At 60.8% G+C, this 17,590-nt stretch carries 15 protein-coding genes; 10 read left to right on the plus strand and 5 right to left on the minus strand.

Features of this window, described 5'->3' with window-relative positions; all coding sequences use genetic code 11:
* Positions 1–137 precede the first annotated feature (137 nt).
* The gene (gene pobA, locus ASD95_RS17190) at positions 138–1,322 is read left to right on the plus strand and encodes a 4-hydroxybenzoate 3-monooxygenase (RefSeq protein WP_411741796.1); all 1,185 of its coding nucleotides are present in this window, start codon (positions 138–140) and stop codon (positions 1,320–1,322) included.
* Positions 1,323–1,400: 78 nt separating this feature from the next.
* The gene (locus ASD95_RS17195) at positions 1,401–2,918 is read left to right on the plus strand and encodes an MDR family MFS transporter (protein ID WP_056726110.1); all 1,518 of its coding nucleotides are present in this window, start codon (positions 1,401–1,403) and stop codon (positions 2,916–2,918) included.
* A gap of 123 nt (positions 2,919–3,041) precedes the next feature.
* Here ASD95_RS17195 and ASD95_RS17200 read toward each other — a convergent pair whose 3' ends face one another.
* From ASD95_RS17200 to ASD95_RS17215, 4 genes are all read right to left on the minus strand, one after another.
* Positions 3,042–3,890, minus strand: a complete 849-nt coding sequence (locus ASD95_RS17200) for a cache domain-containing protein (protein ID WP_056726111.1) — start codon at positions 3,888–3,890, stop codon at positions 3,042–3,044.
* A gap of 87 nt (positions 3,891–3,977) precedes the next feature.
* Positions 3,978–4,850 (minus strand): hypothetical protein, encoded by an 873-nt coding sequence (locus tag ASD95_RS17205; RefSeq protein ID WP_056726112.1) that lies wholly within the window; start codon positions 4,848–4,850, stop codon positions 3,978–3,980.
* A 116-nt stretch (positions 4,851–4,966) separates the two neighbouring features.
* Positions 4,967–5,959 (minus strand): NAD-dependent epimerase/dehydratase family protein, encoded by a 993-nt coding sequence (locus tag ASD95_RS17210; RefSeq protein ID WP_056726113.1) that lies wholly within the window; start codon positions 5,957–5,959, stop codon positions 4,967–4,969.
* A 54-nt stretch (positions 5,960–6,013) separates the two neighbouring features.
* The gene (locus ASD95_RS17215) at positions 6,014–6,907 is read right to left on the minus strand and encodes a LysR family transcriptional regulator ArgP (RefSeq protein WP_056726114.1); all 894 of its coding nucleotides are present in this window, start codon (positions 6,905–6,907) and stop codon (positions 6,014–6,016) included.
* 96 nt (positions 6,908–7,003) lie between these two features.
* Between ASD95_RS17215 and ASD95_RS17220 the strand changes: the two genes are divergently transcribed.
* From ASD95_RS17220 to ASD95_RS17230, 3 genes are all read left to right on the plus strand, one after another.
* Positions 7,004–7,405 (plus strand): ACT domain-containing protein, encoded by a 402-nt coding sequence (locus ASD95_RS17220; RefSeq protein ID WP_056726115.1) that lies wholly within the window; start codon positions 7,004–7,006, stop codon positions 7,403–7,405.
* Between the two features lie 6 nt (positions 7,406–7,411).
* The gene (locus tag ASD95_RS17225; protein WP_056726116.1) at positions 7,412–8,014 is read left to right on the plus strand and encodes a LysE/ArgO family amino acid transporter; all 603 of its coding nucleotides are present in this window, start codon (positions 7,412–7,414) and stop codon (positions 8,012–8,014) included.
* 164 nt (positions 8,015–8,178) lie between these two features.
* The gene (locus ASD95_RS17230; RefSeq protein ID WP_008022038.1) at positions 8,179–8,775 is read left to right on the plus strand and encodes a superoxide dismutase; all 597 of its coding nucleotides are present in this window, start codon (positions 8,179–8,181) and stop codon (positions 8,773–8,775) included.
* A 129-nt stretch (positions 8,776–8,904) separates the two neighbouring features.
* On the opposite strand, the gene ASD95_RS17235 is transcribed toward ASD95_RS17230, so the two are convergent.
* Positions 8,905–9,171, minus strand: coding sequence for a DUF6124 family protein (locus ASD95_RS17235; RefSeq protein ID WP_056726117.1), 267 nt, complete (start codon positions 9,169–9,171; stop codon positions 8,905–8,907).
* A gap of 988 nt (positions 9,172–10,159) precedes the next feature.
* Here ASD95_RS17235 and ASD95_RS17240 point away from each other — a divergent pair.
* The 5 genes from ASD95_RS17240 (at position 10,160) to ASD95_RS17260 (ending at position 17,564) form a co-directional block, all read left to right on the plus strand.
* The gene (locus tag ASD95_RS17240; RefSeq protein WP_056726118.1) at positions 10,160–12,211 is read left to right on the plus strand and encodes a putative bifunctional diguanylate cyclase/phosphodiesterase; all 2,052 of its coding nucleotides are present in this window, start codon (positions 10,160–10,162) and stop codon (positions 12,209–12,211) included.
* A gap of 185 nt (positions 12,212–12,396) precedes the next feature.
* Positions 12,397–13,746 carry an imelysin family protein gene (locus ASD95_RS17245; protein WP_056726119.1) on the plus strand — a complete coding sequence of 450 codons (1,350 nt, stop codon included), beginning with the start codon at positions 12,397–12,399 and terminating at the stop codon, positions 13,744–13,746.
* A gap of 183 nt (positions 13,747–13,929) precedes the next feature.
* Entirely contained in the window at positions 13,930–15,357 is a 1,428-nt protein-coding gene (locus ASD95_RS17250) for a di-heme oxidoreductase family protein (RefSeq protein WP_056726120.1), read from the plus strand.
* A gap of 27 nt (positions 15,358–15,384) precedes the next feature.
* Positions 15,385–16,449 (plus strand): imelysin family protein, encoded by a 1,065-nt coding sequence (locus ASD95_RS17255; protein WP_056726121.1) that lies wholly within the window; start codon positions 15,385–15,387, stop codon positions 16,447–16,449.
* A gap of 14 nt (positions 16,450–16,463) precedes the next feature.
* Positions 16,464–17,564 (plus strand): DUF1513 domain-containing protein, encoded by a 1,101-nt coding sequence (locus tag ASD95_RS17260; protein WP_056726329.1) that lies wholly within the window; start codon positions 16,464–16,466, stop codon positions 17,562–17,564.
* Positions 17,565–17,590 lie beyond the last annotated feature (26 nt).

The following is a 17,590-nucleotide window of genomic DNA, read 5'->3' on the forward strand; positions in this document are numbered from 1 at the left end:
AGAATGTACAGCTATCGGCTCAGTTTTCACCTTCAATTGACAGACCCGCAAGGGAAAAATGCAAGCACTCGATCCATAAAAATCATTCACCGGCCCTGGTCGCGTGAAGCTTGCGAGTCATAAAAACAATGAAAACGCTGAAAACCCAAGTCGCCATCATCGGCGCCGGCCCTTCTGGCCTGTTGCTCGGCCAATTGCTGCACAACGCCGGCATCGACACCCTCGTTCTCGAACGCCAGACCCCGGACTACGTGCTCGGCCGAATCCGCGCCGGCGTGCTTGAACAAGGCATGGTAGAGCTGTTGCGTCAGGCCGGCGTGAGTCAGCGCATGGACGCCGAGGGACTGGTCCATGGCGGCTTCGAACTGGCCCTCGACGGACGCCAGGTCCACATCGATCTGCACGCCCTGACGGGGGGCAAGAGCGTGATGATCTATGGCCAGACCGAAGTCACCCGCGACCTGATGGCCGCTCGTCGGGAGGCTGGCGCGCAGACGATTTATCAAGCCGACAACGTCGTTCCCCACGGCATGAAAACCGACGAAGCGTTTGTCACTTTTGAGAAGGACGGCGAACGGTATCGTCTCGATTGCGACTACATCGCCGGTTGCGACGGCTTCCATGGAGTGGCGCGGCAATCGATTCCCGCCGACCGCCTGAAAGTCTTCGAACGGATCTATCCGTTCGGCTGGCTCGGGATCCTGGCCGACACCCCGCCAGTCCACGAAGAGCTGGTCTACGCCCGCCATGAGCGCGGTTTCGCGCTGTGCAGCATGCGCTCGCCGACACGCACCCGTTATTACCTGCAAGTGCCCACCAGCGATCATGTCGACAGCTGGTCGGATCAACGCTTCTGGGACGAACTCAAGTCGCGACTGCCACAACAGTTGGCGGACAAACTGGTAACGGGCCCGTCCATCGAAAAAAGCATCGCGCCACTGCGCAGCTTCGTCGTCGAACCCATGCAGTACGGGCGCATGTTCCTGGTCGGAGACGCCGCGCACATCGTCCCGCCCACTGGCGCCAAGGGCCTGAACCTGGCGGCCAGTGACGTCAGTACGCTGTTCAACATCCTGGTCAAGGTATACCGCGAAGATCGCCTCGATCTGCTGGAGAAGTACTCGGAAATATGCCTGCGCCGGGTGTGGAAGGCCGAACGGTTTTCCTGGTGGATGACCTCGATGCTGCACCGTTTCGACGATCACGATGCCTTTAGCCAGCGCATTGCCGAGTCGGAGCTGGAGTATTTTGTCGGCTCTGAAGCGGGTCGAAAAACCATTGCAGAAAACTACGTCGGGCTTCCTTACGAGGCTATCGAATAGCTTCCTACCGACTTACACTGGCGAGCATCCCCGCTCGCCTAGCTACTTGCGGGTCAATCACTGCCCGCAGGTTTTCCCGTGACCAATCTCCACCAGCCTGAAACGCCCAAACCCGCTATCCGCAGCGTGCTGATCGCCCTGATGCTGGCGATCTTCCTCGGCGCGCTGGACCAGACCATCGTCGCCGTTTCGATGCCGGCCATTTCCGCGCAATTCAAGGACGTCAGCCTGCTGGCCTGGGTGATTTCCGGCTACATGGTGGCCATGACCGTGGCGGTGCCGATCTACGGCAAACTGGGCGACCTGTACGGGCGGCGCAAACTGATGCTGTTCGGCATGGGCCTGTTCACCCTGGCATCGGTGTTCTGCGGCATGGCCCAGAGCATGGAGCAACTGGTGCTGGCCCGGATCCTCCAGGGCATCGGGGCCGGCGGGATGATCTCGGTGAGCCAGGCGATCATCGGTGACATCGTGCCACCACGGGAGCGCGGTCGTTACCAGGGCTATTTCAGCAGCATGTATGCCGTGGCCAGCGTGGCCGGCCCGGTGCTTGGCGGCTATATGACCGAATACCTGTCCTGGCGCTGGGTGTTCCTGATCAACCTGCCGCTGGGCCTGGGTGCCTGGCTGGTGGCCCATCGCACGCTGATGGGGCTGCCGATTCCGCAACGCAAACCGATCATCGATTACCTGGGCACTGTGCTGATGATCATCGGGCTGACCGCCTTGTTGCTGGGCATCACCCAGGTCGGCCAGGGCCACTCGTGGCGCAGTGCCGAAGTATTGGCGCTGCTGGCCTGTGCGGTGCTGGTGCTGGGGCTGTTCGTCGTCCACGAGCGACGGGCACGGGAGCCGTTGCTGCCCATGCATCTGTTCGCCAACCGCAACGCGATCCTGTGCTGGTGCACGATTTTCTTCACCAGCTTCCAGGCCATCTCACTGATCGTATTGATGCCGCTGCGCTTCCAGAGCGTCACCGGCGCCGGTGCCGACAGCGCCGCCCTGCACCTGCTGCCCCTGGCCATGGGCTTGCCGATCGGCGCGTATTTCGCCGGCCGCCGCACCTCGGTGACCGGGCGCTACAAACCGATGATCCTTGCCGGCGCGGCGCTGATGCCTGTCTCGATTATCGGCATGGCGTTCAGCCCGCCCCAGGCATTCGTCGTGAGCAGCCTGTTCATGCTGCTCTGCGGGATTGCCTCCGGCATGCAGTTCCCGACGTCATTGGTCGGCACGCAGAACTCGGTGGACCAACGGGACATCGGCGTCGCCACCAGCACCACCAATCTGTTCCGTTCGCTGGGTGGTGCCGTGGGTGTGGCATTGATGTCGGCGCTGCTGTTGGCGTTGTTGCAGGACTCGAGTTTCGCGCACCTGGCCGGCTCGTCGCTGATTGCCGAAGGTCATTCGGGGAATGTGTTGCTGGACGGTTTGAATGCCGCGCCAGGTGATGCGCAGAACGCCTTGCGTGCCGAGTTGTTGCTGACGTTCCGGCACTTGTTGACGGTCAGTGCGGCCGTTTCACTGCTGGGGCTGGCGGCGGCGATTGCCATGCCGAACATGTTGTTGCGCGGGCGGGAGGATAAGGTTCGGTAGGCAGACCGAGTCGCTTGTATTCGCGAGCAAGCCCGCTCCCACATTAGACCGAGTCGCTCATGAGTACGCGGTCAACTGTGGGAGCGAGCTTGCTCGCGATAGCGATTTTTCAGACACCACCTATCAAGGGCTGTAATACCCGACCGCCACCAGAAAATGCCCGACTTTCTTCAGGTAGGCATGTTTGTTCTCGACCTTGCCGGTCACCGGGTTTTTCCAGCGGTATTCGTAATCGCCGTAATCCTGCTTGGCCATCATAGCCAGAATCGGCTCGCCCACCGGTTTGCCTTCCGGGTCCAGGACCTTGCTGAAGTCGGTATTGATCAGCCGCAGGTTGGTGCCGTGGGCCACGTAACGCTGGGTGTCCAGGTCGACGACAAATACATACAGGTCATCCTGCAGGTAGCCGCCCTTGAGGGAGTTGATCGCCGTCAGGGTGCCCTTTTCGTCCTTGGCCAGATCGGTTGCCGCTTTGTTCAGCAAGGCCATGGCCTGTTCGGCGGAGGCCCTGGGCAGGTAATAACCGACCGCCAGAATCCGCTGGCCAATGCGCTGGTAGTAGACATGCTTGCGCTCGACCTTGCCATCATTCCAGTTCTGCCAGCGATATTCCGCCTGCTGAATGCCATTGCCTTCCGGCACTTTCAGGGCGTCCTTGAAGGTTTTCTGCAAGTCCGGCCCGAGCACTTCCGACACGTCCCGGCCAATCAGCGCCGACGACGGCCCGCCACTGGCAAGCATCACACCCTTGGTGTCGAGCACGAAGACATAACGGTCCTTGTCGACAAACTCACCCTGGCGGCTGAACGCCGCAAGGGCCTTGTCGCCATTCTGGTGGTAGTAGGCCAGGGCTTTTTCCAGCAGGGCAATGGCCGCCTTGCTGTCGTCCTTTTCCGTCCCGGCGGCTTGCACCTGGCCCAGGCACAACAAAAACATGCCGCACAGCAAGGTGAACCTATGCAGAAACCCCATTGCGCATCCCTCGTTCCTGGTGGTGTTTCAAGAGCGTAGACGGCAATGGGGGATGCATGGATATCAGGAACCTCCTGAAGCAGTCGATTACTGCCGGGCGCGCAGTTGCTGCTGAAGGTTCTGGATCTGCGCCTGAAGGGTATTGATGTTGCGGGTGACCTGGCTGCGGAAGGCATCGAACTCGGCCGTGTTGGTCGAACCCTGCGCGACCGCCGGACGGTTGTCCTGCACGCTCTTGACCACGATCATGTCTTGTTCAAGACGCTCGATGGCCGCGCTCGGATTGCCTTGTTTCTTCAGTGCGGCAATATCGGCGCCCAGGCTTTTGAGCTGTGCATCGAATTTTTCCGAATCCGACGGGGCACTTTTCAGGGCGGCCAATTCAGTGCTCAAGGCTTTGACCTGGGCCTGCAACTGCGTATTGGCCGTCTGATGTTCGGTGTCCTGGGCAGTCAATTGCGCCAGGCGTTTGTCCAGTTCGGTGGTTTGCGCGGTCATTTGTGCCAGTCGCTTGTCCAGGTCCGAGGCCTGGCCGGCAACACCTTGCTGCTGGGCGCTCTGGTCCTGGAGCTTGCTTTCCAACTGGCGGATTTGCAGCTTCAAAGCCTCGCTGTCAGTGTTGACGCTGGTCTGGCTGGCGACAACCTTTCCGGAAATATCCTGCAGGCGCCCCGCCGCTTCCTCACTGATTCGCGCGAAGCTTTCCTGGGTCGCCACCAGTTGCTGCTCCATCAGGGAGATCTGCTGAAAGCTCCACCAGGCCAGGCCCGCGAACGCAAAGAACAACGCCCCGACCAACGCCCACAAGGCACCGGTACTCGCCGCCTTGACCTTCACCACTGGCGCCGTGCGCGAGTGCACGACCGTGCGGGCGGTCGGCGCAAAGTCGTCATCGAGAACGTCTGCACGCAGGCTCGGTACATCATCGAAGTCGTCGTTGGCATCGTTTCGCATAGACATTGAATCAACCTTAGTGAATCACATAATGGCTTTATGCCGCACAGTATAAACCCCACAGCCGCAACCATTGACCCCCAAGCCCGAATCCGGTTCAGTCAGGGGTCATGGTTCGAGGGTCAGCGAACAGCCTGGGCCTTCCACCAGCCACAGAATTCATCGAGCGCCGTCCAGAGGCTGACCTTGGGATCGTAATCCAGATAATGCCGGGCGCGGCTGATGTCCAGGGTGAAATTTTTGTTCATGACCTGCATGCCCAGACGCGACAGCGTCGGTTCGGGACGCCCCGGCCACAACTTGCACACACCCTCGTTGAGCGCCGCCACGCTGTAGGCCAGGCCGTAGGAACGGTAACGGGTGACCTGTGGGACTTCCATGTTGCGCATGACGTAATTGACCACGTCCCACAGAGGGATCGGCGTGCCGTTACTGATGTTGTAGGCCTTGCCCAGCGCAGAACCACTGGCCAGCAAACTGCCGAGCAACGCCTCGTTGAGGTTTTGCACGCTGGTGAAGTCAACTTTGTTCAGACCGTTGCCGATGATTGCCAGGCGTCCCTTGCGCTGCATGTTCAACAAGCGCGGGAAGATGCTCATGTCGCCGGCCCCCGTGACGAAACGCGGGCGCAGGGCCAGGGTTTCGAGACCGAACTCCTGGGCACCGAAGACTTTTTGCTCGGCCAGGTACTTGGTGGCGGCGTAAGGGTGTTTGAAGCGCTTGGGCACCTGTTCTTCGGTCAGGCCCAGGTGATCGCGACCATCGAAGTAGATCGACGGCGACGACAAATGCACCAGCCGCCGAACTCGCTGCTTCAGGCAAGCTTCGACCACGTTCTCGGTGACCTGGACGTTGCCCTGATGGAAGTCCTGATAACGGCCCCACAGTCCAACAGCGCCGGCGCAATGCACCACGGCCTCGACGTCCGAACACAGCTCGCGCGCCAGTTCCGGGTCGCTCAAGTCACCCGGGATGAACTCCGCTCCCCGGCGTACCAGATGCTCCACGCTCTCGGCCCGGCGACCGTTGACCCGCACGTCCAGGCCCTGCTCCAGGGCAAAACGCGCAAAGCGCCCGCCGATGAAGCCGCTTGCGCCGGTAACCAGAATCTTCATGAATTGCTCCGAATATTTCGTTTTGCGTATTACGTGAGGTCTTGACGCTGCGCGTCAGTCCAACGGCACCAGCCATTGCTTCGATGCGCTGACCAATTGATCGGTGAGCAGCCCCAGCAACTGGCCGCCATTACGCCAATGATGCCAGTACAGCGGCACATCGATCGGCTTATCTGGCAGCAGCTCCTGCAATACCCCCCTTTCAAGTTGCTCGCGCACCTGCAGTTCCGGAACCAGCCCCCAGCCCAGCCCGGCTTCCGTCAGACGAATGAAACCTTCGGAGGACGGGCACAAATGGTGTTCGAATCCACCCTCGACACCGAGGGACGCAAGGTAGCGATGCTGCAGGAAATCGTCCGGGCCAAATACCAGCGCCGGGGTTCGGGCCAACTGATCGGCGCGTACCCCCTGCGGAAAATGCCGGGCAATGAAGGCGGGGCTGGCCAGCGCACGGTAACGCATGGCCCCCAGCAACACGCTGCGCGCACCTGCCACCGGACGCTCACTGGCGCAGACGCAGGCTGCCACTTCACCGGCACGCATGCGCTTGAGGCCGACGGTCTGGTCTTCGACCACCAGATCCATCAACAGATGTTGCTCGGCGCAAAACTCGCCCACCGCCTGCGCCCACCATGTGGCCAGGCTGTCGGCGTTCAGGGCGATCCGCAGGCGTTCCGGCAGGCCCTCTTCATCCAGCGCCGGCACCAGGCTTTGCAGATCCCGTTCAAGCAAACGCACCTGCTGCACGTGGTTGAGCAACCGCCGGCCGATTTCCGTCGGCGTTGGCGGTGTGGCCCGCACCAGCACCGGCTGGCCAACCCGCGCCTCCAGCAGCTTGATGCGTTGGGAAATCGCCGATTGCGACAAGCCCAGCACTTGGGCCGCCCGCTCAAAACCGGCCTGTTCGACCACAGCGGCCAAGGCAGAAAGCAATTTATAGTCGAACATCAGTTTTCCTAATGAGCGATCAGCAAGATTGGTTTTTCTTATACAGCTTTCACAAGGACAATGACCAGCAAGAACTCTTGAACAAGGATCACCCATATGGCTGGCGAAACTTCATTGGCAACGCTGCTGCGCAGCATGAGCCCGCAACTCAACGCCGGCGAATACGTGTTCTGCACCCTGCGAGACGGCAAGTTGCCCAGGGATCTGGAGATTGTCGGCAGCTTCCGTGAACAGGAAGGCCTGACCGTGATTCTCGAACGTTCCCACGCCGTAAAAGCCGGATTCAGCTTCGACTACATCGCAGCCTGGATCACCTTGAACGTACATTCGGCCCTCGAAGCGGTCGGCCTGACCGCCGCGTTCGCCACGGCACTGGGCAAGGCCGGAATCAGTTGCAACGTGATTGCCGGCTACTACCACGACCATTTGTTTGTCGGCCATGCCGACGCCGACCGCGCCCTGCAAGTGCTGCGGGATCTGGCAGCCAACGCGGAGTAAAAAATCATGTGGCAAAGTTATGTGAACGGGCTGCTCGTGGCCTTCGGCCTGATCATGGCGATCGGCACCCAGAATGCGTTTGTCCTGGCGCAAAGCCTGCGACGTGAACATCACCTGCCGGTGGCGGCGCTCTGCGTGGCCTGCGACGCCCTGTTGGTGGCCGCCGGGGTATTCGGCCTGGCGACCGTACTGGCGCAGAACCCGACGCTGTTGGCCATCGCCCGCTGGGGCGGTGCAGCATTCTTGTTGTGGTATGGCAGCCAGGCGCTGCGCCGGGCCTTCTCGAAGCAGAGCCTTGAGCAGGGCGAAGGCCAGACCGTACGCTCGCTGCGGGCGGTGATGCTCAGCGCGCTGGCGGTGACCTTGCTCAACCCGCACGTCTATTTGGATACCGTTTTGCTGATCGGCTCCCTGGGCGCCCAACAAACCGAGCCCGGCGCTTATGTCGTAGGCGCGGCCAGTGCCTCGCTATTGTGGTTTTTCACCCTGGCCCTCGGTGCGGCATGGCTGGCACCGTGGCTCGCCCGGCCCAGCACCTGGCGAATTCTCGATCTGTTGGTGGCGGTGATGATGTTTGCCGTAGCGCTGCAACTGATCGCGGCCATCTGATCGGCGGAACCTCTATTCCACACAGTTGTTGCGTGGTTATGCCGCCCCCCCGGTGCTATGATCCGACTCCCTGCGCCGCAAAGAGTACAAACTCCCCGGCGCTTGTCTGGCCGCCCGTGATCGGCCTTGCGCTCACCGCAACTGACCTGACTAGGAGAATCATCATGGCTTTCGAATTGCCGCCACTGCCGTACGCACACGATGCCCTGCAGCCGCACATCTCCAAGGAAACCCTGGAGTTCCACCACGACAAGCACCACAACACCTACGTCGTGAACCTGAACAACCTGGTGCCAGGCACCGAGTTCGAAGGCAAGACCCTGGAAGAAATCGTCAAGACTTCCTCGGGCGGTATCTTCAACAACGCCGCTCAGGTCTGGAACCACACTTTCTACTGGAACTGCCTGGCGCCAAACGCTGGCGGTCAACCAACCGGCGCTCTGGCTGAAGCCATCAACGCGGCCTTCGGTTCGTTCGACAAGTTCAAGGAAGAGTTCAGCAAGACTTCCATCGGCACCTTCGGTTCCGGTTGGGGCTGGCTGGTGAAGAAGGCTGACGGTTCCCTGGCCCTGGCCAGCACCATCGGCGCCGGCAACCCGCTGACCAACGGCGACACCCCGCTGCTGACCTGCGACGTCTGGGAACACGCTTACTACATCGACTACCGCAACCTGCGTCCGAAGTACGTCGAAGCGTTCTGGAACCTGGTCAACTGGAAGTTCGTGGCCGAGCAGTTCGAAGGCAAAACCTTCACCGCTTAAGCTCGACGCCAGTCAAAAAACCCGGCTTTTTAGCCGGGTTTTTTATTGCCCGGGATTTTCAGCGTTCGGCAGGGCCCCTTCGCGAGCAGGCTCGCGATGAACGATGACGCGGTCAACCTGACTGAATACCTATCCCTGCGGATCGACGTTATCCAACGCACGATTCACCGCCAGTTCCGCCAGCATGATGATCTGCGCAATGGCCAACGCCGTGTTGCGCTGAGGGCCGGTCAGGAAGGTGGCGAAATCACTCGCCATGACGTTGGCCGAAGCCAATGACTCACAAGCGTGGGCCAGCAGGGATTCGGTATCCATGTCCGGGACGATCATGAACATGGTGTTGGGGGTGTAGGGTTTGGCTGTATTTAAGGGCGGATCGGGGATTAACTTATCCACTGAAATATTCCTATGCGGTGGGTGCCACCCATTGCCGTTCTCACACGGCAAAGAGGTGGCAGCTATGTGCGAGGTGAGAAAACCGGTCATAGGCACCCGGCCAGACAAAAGTCTGCCCGCACACAGCCGCCATAACGCATTTACAGACAGCGGATAAGCTGGCGGCAATTATGCGGATACTGGCACTGGATGACTATGACTTGCCGGGTTCTCACACCCGATCGCTGAGTTTTCAGCGACAGTCAGAGGCTATTGAGTCCGCTTCCGACGGGCAACCTGAAAACTGCGTGGGAAACTTCTGGCGCTTTCCTACACCGCACTAACTCGCAAAAACGTAACGCGGAGCCAGCTCCCACAGGGATTGGGGACATCTGCAAAAACCAGGTCGGCCATCAGGCCGCCTTCGCGGGCAAGTCGGATCGCCGCACCGCCGCTCCCACAGAAGAGCAAAAGCAGAGCAGCCCACACCGCGCCGCTTTTTCACCACTCATCAGGCCGAGCGTTAGCTCGCCTGCAGCTCTTGATCTTGATCCACCCGCCCCCTCGGCAGGCTGAGTGGAGGTGTTCATCCGGGGACCTTTGGTTCCTTTGGGCTGGGCCGGCACTCCGGCGTTTGCCAAAGGGACTCGCCGTAAGGGCGAAACCATAAGCCGCCGTTACCGAAGAAATGGATATGTACTCCGTTAAAACTCCAAAACAACCTACAGAATCCAAGGCGTTTTCCGACGATGAAACAAGCCGTCCAGCCCTTGCTCCCCCGCCGCGGACGACTAACATCAAATAGAAGGAAAAAATCTCCACCCCGCCCCTCAAGTTGAAGGACTCGACAACCGACACAGTGCTAATAGGCTAACTCGCCAGTACAACTGCAAATCGGCCAAGCTGCAGGCAAAATCCCCCAAGGATGATTGTCCCTTTGACTGCCATCACGGGATTGCCAATACTCATGGCAACTTGATGCTACCCGCACGGAACAAGGAATAACCCTTTGAAGCTGGAACTCAAGAACAGCTTGTCGGTGAAGTTGCTCCGGGTCGTGCTCCTGTCGGCATTGATCGTCGGCGTGGTCTTGAGCTGCGCGCAAATTGTGTTCGATGCCTATAAAACACGCCAGGCCGTCGCCAGCGATGCCGAACGGATCCTCGACATGTTTCGCGATCCCTCGACCCAGGCCGTCTACAGCCTGGACCGGGAAATGGGCATGCAGGTGATCGAAGGCCTGTTTCAGGACGAAGCCGTGCGCAAGGCCTCCATCGGTCATCCCAACGAAGCCATGCTCGCGCAAAAAACCCGCGAATTGCAGCACTCCAACAGTCGCTGGCTCACCGACCTGATTCTTGGCAAGGAACGCACCTTCACCACCCAACTGGTCGGCCGCGGGCCCTACAGCGAGTATTACGGCGACCTGAGCATCACCCTCGATACCGCCAACTACGGCCAAGGGTTCATTGTCAGCTCGGTGATCATATTCATCTCCGGCGTCCTGCGCGCACTCGCCATGGGGTTGGTGTTGTACCTGGTCTACCACTGGCTGCTGACCAAGCCGCTGTCGCGGATCATCGAGCACCTCACGGAAATCAATCCGGATCGTCCCAGCGAACACAAGATTCCGCAGCTCAAGGGGCACGAGAACAACGAACTGGGCATCTGGATCAACACCGCCAACCAGTTGCTCGAGTCCATCGAACGCAATACCCATCTGCGCCACGAAGCGGAAAACAGCCTGGTGCGCATGTCCCAGTACGATTTCCTGACGGGGCTGCCGAACCGGCAGCAATTGCAGCAGCAACTGGACAAGATCCTCGTCGACGCCGGCAAATTGCAACGCCGGGTCGCCGTGTTGTGTGTCGGCCTCGATGACTTCAAGGGCATCAACGAGCAATTCAGCTACCAGACAGGCGACCAATTGCTGCTGGCCCTGGCCGATCGCCTGCGCGGTCATAGTGGTCGCCTGGGCGCCCTCGCCCGCCTCGGTGGCGACCAGTTCGCCCTGGTCCAGGCCGACATCGAGCAGCCCTACGAAGCCGCCGAGCTGGCGCAAAGCATTCTCGATGACCTGGAAGCGGCGTTTGCCCTCGACCATCAGGAAATCCGCCTGCGCGCCACCATCGGCATCACCCTGTTCCCCGAGGACGGTGACAGCACCGAGAAACTGCTGCAAAAGGCCGAGCAGACCATGACGCTGGCCAAGACCCGTTCGCGCAACCGCTATCAGTTCTATATCGCCAGCGTCGACACCGAAATGCGTCGTCGCCGCGAGCTGGAAAAAGACCTGCGCGATGCGTTGATCCGCAATCAGTTCTACCTCGTCTACCAGCCGCAGATCAGCTACCGCGACAACCGCGTGGTGGGCGTCGAAGCACTGATTCGCTGGCAACATCCCGAGCACGGTCTGGTGCCGCCGGATCTGTTCATCCCACTGGCCGAACAGAACGGCACCATCATTGCCATCGGCGAATGGGTGCTGGACCAGGCCTGCAAACAACTGCGCGAGTGGCATGACCAGGGCTTCTCCGACCTGCGCATGGCGGTAAACCTGTCTACGGTTCAATTGCACCACGCCGAACTGCCACGGGTGGTCAACAACCTGCTGCAGATGTACCGCCTGCCACCGCGCAGCCTGGAACTGGAAGTCACCGAAACCGGCCTGATGGAAGACATCAGCACCGCGGCCCAGCACTTGCTCAGCCTGCGCCGCTCTGGCGCGCTGATCGCCATCGACGACTTCGGAACCGGCTATTCGTCCTTGAGCTATCTCAAGAGCCTGCCTCTGGACAAGATCAAGATCGACAAGAGCTTCGTCCAGGACCTGCTCGATGACGACGACGATGCGACCATCGTTCGCGCCATCATCCAGTTGGGCAAGAGCCTGGGCATGCAGGTGATTGCCGAAGGCGTGGAAACCGCCGAGCAAGAGGCCTATATCATTTCCGAAGGCTGCCACGAAGGTCAGGGCTATCACTACAGCAAGCCTTTGCCGGCACGGGAACTGGGCGTTTACCTCAAGCAGGCCCAACGCAGTAATGCGGCCATCCTCTGAATCGTCAAAAACCGCACGGCGACCCTCGCTCGCTCGGGCGATCCTTTGATTTGCAGCAAACCACCCGCTGAATAAGAAATATTTACAGGTACAACCCTTTACAGATAATGCGAAAGATTTGCATTATGTCGCAGTTTTGCGTGTGCATAGCACGACTCCACCCCTATCGAAGCAGGATGTTCGCCATGATTCGTATGCCTCTGGCTACCGCCAGTCTGTTGGCCATCGCTATTTCCCTCGCCGGTTGCGGCGAAGGTAAAGACCAAGAAAAAGCTGCCGCGCCAGCTGCCAGCACTGCGGCTGCCCCGGCTGCTCCAGCCGCTGCGCCTGCTGCTGCCGGTAAAGTCGACGAAGCTGCCGCCAAGGCCGTTGTCGCCCATTACGCCGACATCGTTTTCGCCGTTTACAGCGATGCCGAATCCACCGCGAAGACCCTGCAAACCGCCGTAGACGCTTTCCTCGCCAAGCCGAACGCCGACACCCTGAAAGCCGCCAAGGCTGCCTGGGTTGCCGCTCGCGTGCCTTACCTGCAGAGCGAAGTGTTCCGCTTCGGCAACACCATCGTTGACGACTGGGAAGGTCAACTGAACGCCTGGCCGCTGGACGAAGGCCTGATCGACTACGTCGACAAATCCTACGAACACGCTCTGGGCAACCCGGGTGCCACTGCCAACATCATCGCCAACACTGAAGTGCAGATCGGCGAAGACAAGGTCGATGTCAAAGACATCACCCCGGCAAAACTCGCCAGCCTGAACGAGCTGGGCGGTTCCGAGGCCAACGTCGCCACCGGCTACCACGCCATCGAATTCCTGCTCTGGGGCCAGGACCTGAACGGCACCGGCCCTGGCGCCGGCAACCGTCCGGCTTCGGACTACCTGGAAGGCAAAGGCGCTACCGGCGGTCACAACGATCGTCGTCGTGCCTACCTGAAGTCCGTGACTCAGTTGCTGGTCAGCGACCTGGAAGAAATGGTCGGTAACTGGAAGCCGAACGTGGCCGACAACTACCGCGCCACCCTGGAAGCGGAACCGGCTGAAACCGGCCTGCGTAAAATGCTGTTCGGCATGGGCAGCCTGTCCCTGGGTGAACTGGCGGGCGAGCGCATGAAGGTTTCCCTGGAAGCCAACTCCCCGGAAGACGAACAGGATTGCTTCAGCGACAACACCCACAACTCGCACTTCTACGATGCCAAGGGCATTCGTAACGTGTACCTGGGTGAATACACTCGCGTCGACGGCACCAAAATGACCGGCGCCAGCCTGTCGTCCCTGGTGGCCAAGGCCGATCCGGCTGCCGACACCGCGCTCAAAGACGACCTGGCCGCCACCGAAGCCAAGCTTCAGGTCATGGTCGACCACGCCAACAAGGGTGAGCACTACGACCAGTTGATCGCTGCCGGCAACACCGCGGGCAACCAGATCGTCCGTGACGCCATCGCGTCCCTGGTCAAGCAGACCGGTTCGATCGAAGCCGCCGCTGGCAAACTGGGCATCAACGACCTGAACCCGGACAACGCTGATCACGAATTCTGATCAATGCTGGCTGAGTGAATAAGGCGACCTTCGGGTCGCCTTTTTCATACCTGCCCTACACCGTCCATTGTGGGTAAGCCAAATTACCTGTCCCACATCAAGCAAACGATAATTCCTCTTATTCAAATTCCCATCCCCTGTTAGACTTTGCGCCCTTGTTTTGCTCGTCTTGCAGGATGTCTGATGCCCTCGCTGCCTCTTCGCTTGTCCGCACTGTTTCTGGCCCTGGGCCTGAGTGCCTGCGATGACGCCCCGAAATTCACCCAGGCCGAACCCGGTGAAGCCCGCTCCGGCGGCAATGCAACGGTGCGCAAGACCGATCAGAACGCGTTTTCCATGCCTTCGGCGAATCTGCCGCCGTCTCGGCGCGTGGACTTCAGTGTCGGCAACAGCTTCTTCCGCAGCCCCTGGGTAATCGCCCCGTCGACGACGACCGCTCGCGATGGCCTCGGTCCACTGTTCAACACCAATGCCTGCCAGGGCTGCCACATCAAGGACGGCCGCGGCCATCCGCCGACTCCCGACGATGTGAACGCCGTGTCGATGCTGGTACGGCTGTCGATTCCCGACGCCCCGGCGTATGCCAGGGTCATCGAACAGCTCGGCGTGGTGCCGGAGCCCGTCTACGGCGTCCAGTTCCAGGACATGTCCGTCCCCGGCGTGGCCCCCGAAGGCAAAGTGCGGGTCGATTACACCGCCGTGCCGGTTCGCTTCAAGGACGGCACTGAAGTCGAGTTGCGCAAACCGAGCCTGAACATCACCCAACTGGGCTACGGCCCGATGCACCCCGACACCCGCTTCTCGGCCCGCGTGGCACCGCCGATGATTGGCCTGGGCCTGCTCGAAGCGATCCCCGACGAGGCAATCCTGGCCAACGCCGAGGCACAGGCCAAGGCGAACAAAGGCATCAGCGGACAACCGAACCGGGTCTGGGATGATGCCCAGCAGAAGACCGTCCTGGGGAGATTTGGCTGGAAAGCCGGACAACCGAACCTCAATCAGCAGAATGTCCACGCGTTTTCCGGTGATATGGGGCTCACGACCAGCCTCAGACCCATTGATGACTGCACGGACGCGCAAACAGCCTGCAAACAGGCCCCCAATGGCAACGGCCCCAATGGCGAGCCGGAAGTCAGCGACAACATCCTGCGCCTGGTGCTGTTCTACAGCCGAAACCTCGCCGTACCGGCGCGCCGCGACGTCAACGCGCCAGAAGTGCTGGCCGGCAAGACTTTGTTCTATCAGGCCGGTTGCCAGTCCTGTCACACACCGAAATACACCACCGCCGCCAACGCCGCCGAACCTGAACTGGCCAATCAAGTGATTCGCCCGTACAGCGATCTGCTGTTGCATGACTTGGGCGACGGCCTGGCCGACAACCGTACCGAGTTCCAGGCCAGCGGCCGCCAATGGCGTACCCCGCCGTTGTGGGGCATCGGCCTGACACAGACGGTCAGCGGCCACACCCAGTTCCTGCACGACGGCCGCGCCCGCAACCTGCTCGAAGCCGTGCTCTGGCATGGCGGCGAGGCAACAGCGGCGCAGCAACAGGTTTTGTCTTTCAATGCCGAGCAACGCGCTGCGTTGCTGGCATTCCTGAATTCCCTTTAACACGCATTCCACCCGCGGGAGCCCGACATGTTCCGTCCCAAACTGTTGTTCACCAGCCTTGCCGCCCTCGCCCTGGGCGCCTGCTCGCCACAAGACCCGCAAGCGGTCACGTCGGCGGCCATCGCCAAGTCGGTGATCCTGCCGACCTACACACGCTGGGTTGAAGCCGACCGTCAATTGGCGGTCAGCGCCCTCGCCTACTGCGAAGGCAAGGAAACCCTGGAAACCGCCCGTGCCGATTTCCTGCATGCGCAAAAAGCCTGGGCCGAGTTGCAACCGCTGCTGATCGGGCCATTGGCCGAAGGCAACCGTTCGTGGCAGGTGCAGTTCTGGCCAGACAAGAAAAACCTGGTCGGCCGTCAGGTCGAGCAACTGATCACCGCCCAGCCGCAAATCGATGCCGCCGCCCTGGCCAAGTCCAGCGTTGTGGTACAGGGGCTCTCGGCCTACGAATACATTCTGTTCGACAGCAAGCCTGACGTGGCCAACGCCGAGCAGAAGAGCAAATACTGCCCGCTGCTGATCGCCATCGGCGAACGCCAGAAGCAATTGGCCGAGGAGATTCTGCAATCCTGGAACAACACCGACGGCATGCTCGCGCAAATGAGCAAATTCCCGAACCAGCGTTACGCGGACTCCCACGAAGCGATCGCCGATCTGCTGCGCGTGCAAGTCACCGCCATCGACACCCTGAAGAAAAAGCTCGGCACGCCGATGGGCCGCCAGAGCAAGGGTGTGCCGCAACCGTTCCAGGCCGACGCATGGCGCAGCCAGGCATCCCTGACCAGTCTCGAAGCCAGCCTCGCGGCGGCCAAAACGGTCTGGGAGGGTGTGGACAACAAAGGCCTGCGCGGCCTGTTGCCGAGCGAGCAGAAACCGTTGGCCGACAAGATCGACGCAGCCTATGCCGCCTCGCTGAAACTGTTTGCCGGCAACCAGCGCTCGCTGACCGACATGCTCAATGACGAGGCCGGCCGCCAACAACTCAACGAGCTGTATGACAGCCTCAACGTCGTCCATCGCCTGCACGAGGCCGATCTGGCCAAGGCATTGGGCATCCAGCTGGGCTTCAACGCCAACGACGGTGACTGATGAGGGCCGGTTCCATGCTGCGACGCCAGGTTCTGACATTAGGTAGTTTGCTGCTCGGAGCAGTGACGCTGGGCGGCTGGAAGCTGTTCAAGCAAAAGGACAAGAGTCCGCTGTTGCTTTCGGCACGGGACGATACCGACGGCCAGCATTACGCCGTCGGTTATCGGCTCGATGGCACCCAGGTGTTTGCCACCCGGGTCGGCCAGCGTTGCCACGACATCATCAACCACCCGACATTGCCGATTGCACTGTTCGTCGCTCGCCGTCCAGGCACCGAGAGCTACCTGGTCGACCTGCGCGACGGCGCGCTCCTGCAAACCGTGGTGTCACAGCCGAACCGGCACTTCTACGGGCACGCGGTCATTCACCACAGCGGCGACTGGCTGTACGCCACCGAAAACGACACCACCGATCCGGGTCGCGGCCTGCTCGGCGTGTATAAGTTCGAAGGCGAGCGGCTGGTGCACAGCGGTGAGATTTCCACCCACGGCCTCGGTCCGCACCAGGTGTCGTGGATGCCCGATGGCGAAACCCTGGTGGTGGCCAACGGCGGGATTCGCACCGAGGCCGAAAGCCGGGTGGAGATGAACCTCAACGCCATGGAACCGAGCCTGGTCCTGATGCACCGCGACGGCGCCCTGCTGAGCAAGGAAACCCTCGCCCAGCAGATGAACAGCGTGCGCCATCTGGCCGTCGCCAGCGACGGTACCATCGTCGCCAGCCAGCAGTTCATGGGCGCGGCCCACGAGTCGTCGGAATTGCTGGCGATCAAGCGTCCCGGCCAGCCTTTCATCGCGTTCCCGGTGCCCGAGCACCAGTTGCAGGCCATGGGGCACTACACCGCCAGCGTCGCGGTACACAGCGACTTGCGCCTGGTGGCGTTGACCGCACCGCGGGGCAACCGCTTTTTCATCTGGGACCTGGACAGTGCTGAAGTACGCCTGGACGCGCCACTGCCCGATTGCGCCGGGGTCGGCGCCGTGGCCGATGGTTTTGTCGTGACCTCGGGCCAGGGGCGCTGCCGCTACTACGACTGCCGCCAGACAAACCTCGTCGCAAAACCACTGGAGCTGCCCGCAGGGCTCTGGGACAACCATCTGCACCTGATGGCCTGAATCATTGAAAAAATCGCCGCCTTGGG

This window comes from Pseudomonas sp. Root71 (genome assembly GCF_001429045.1).
Taxonomy (GTDB): Bacteria; Pseudomonadota; Gammaproteobacteria; order Pseudomonadales; family Pseudomonadaceae; genus Aquipseudomonas; species Aquipseudomonas monachiensis.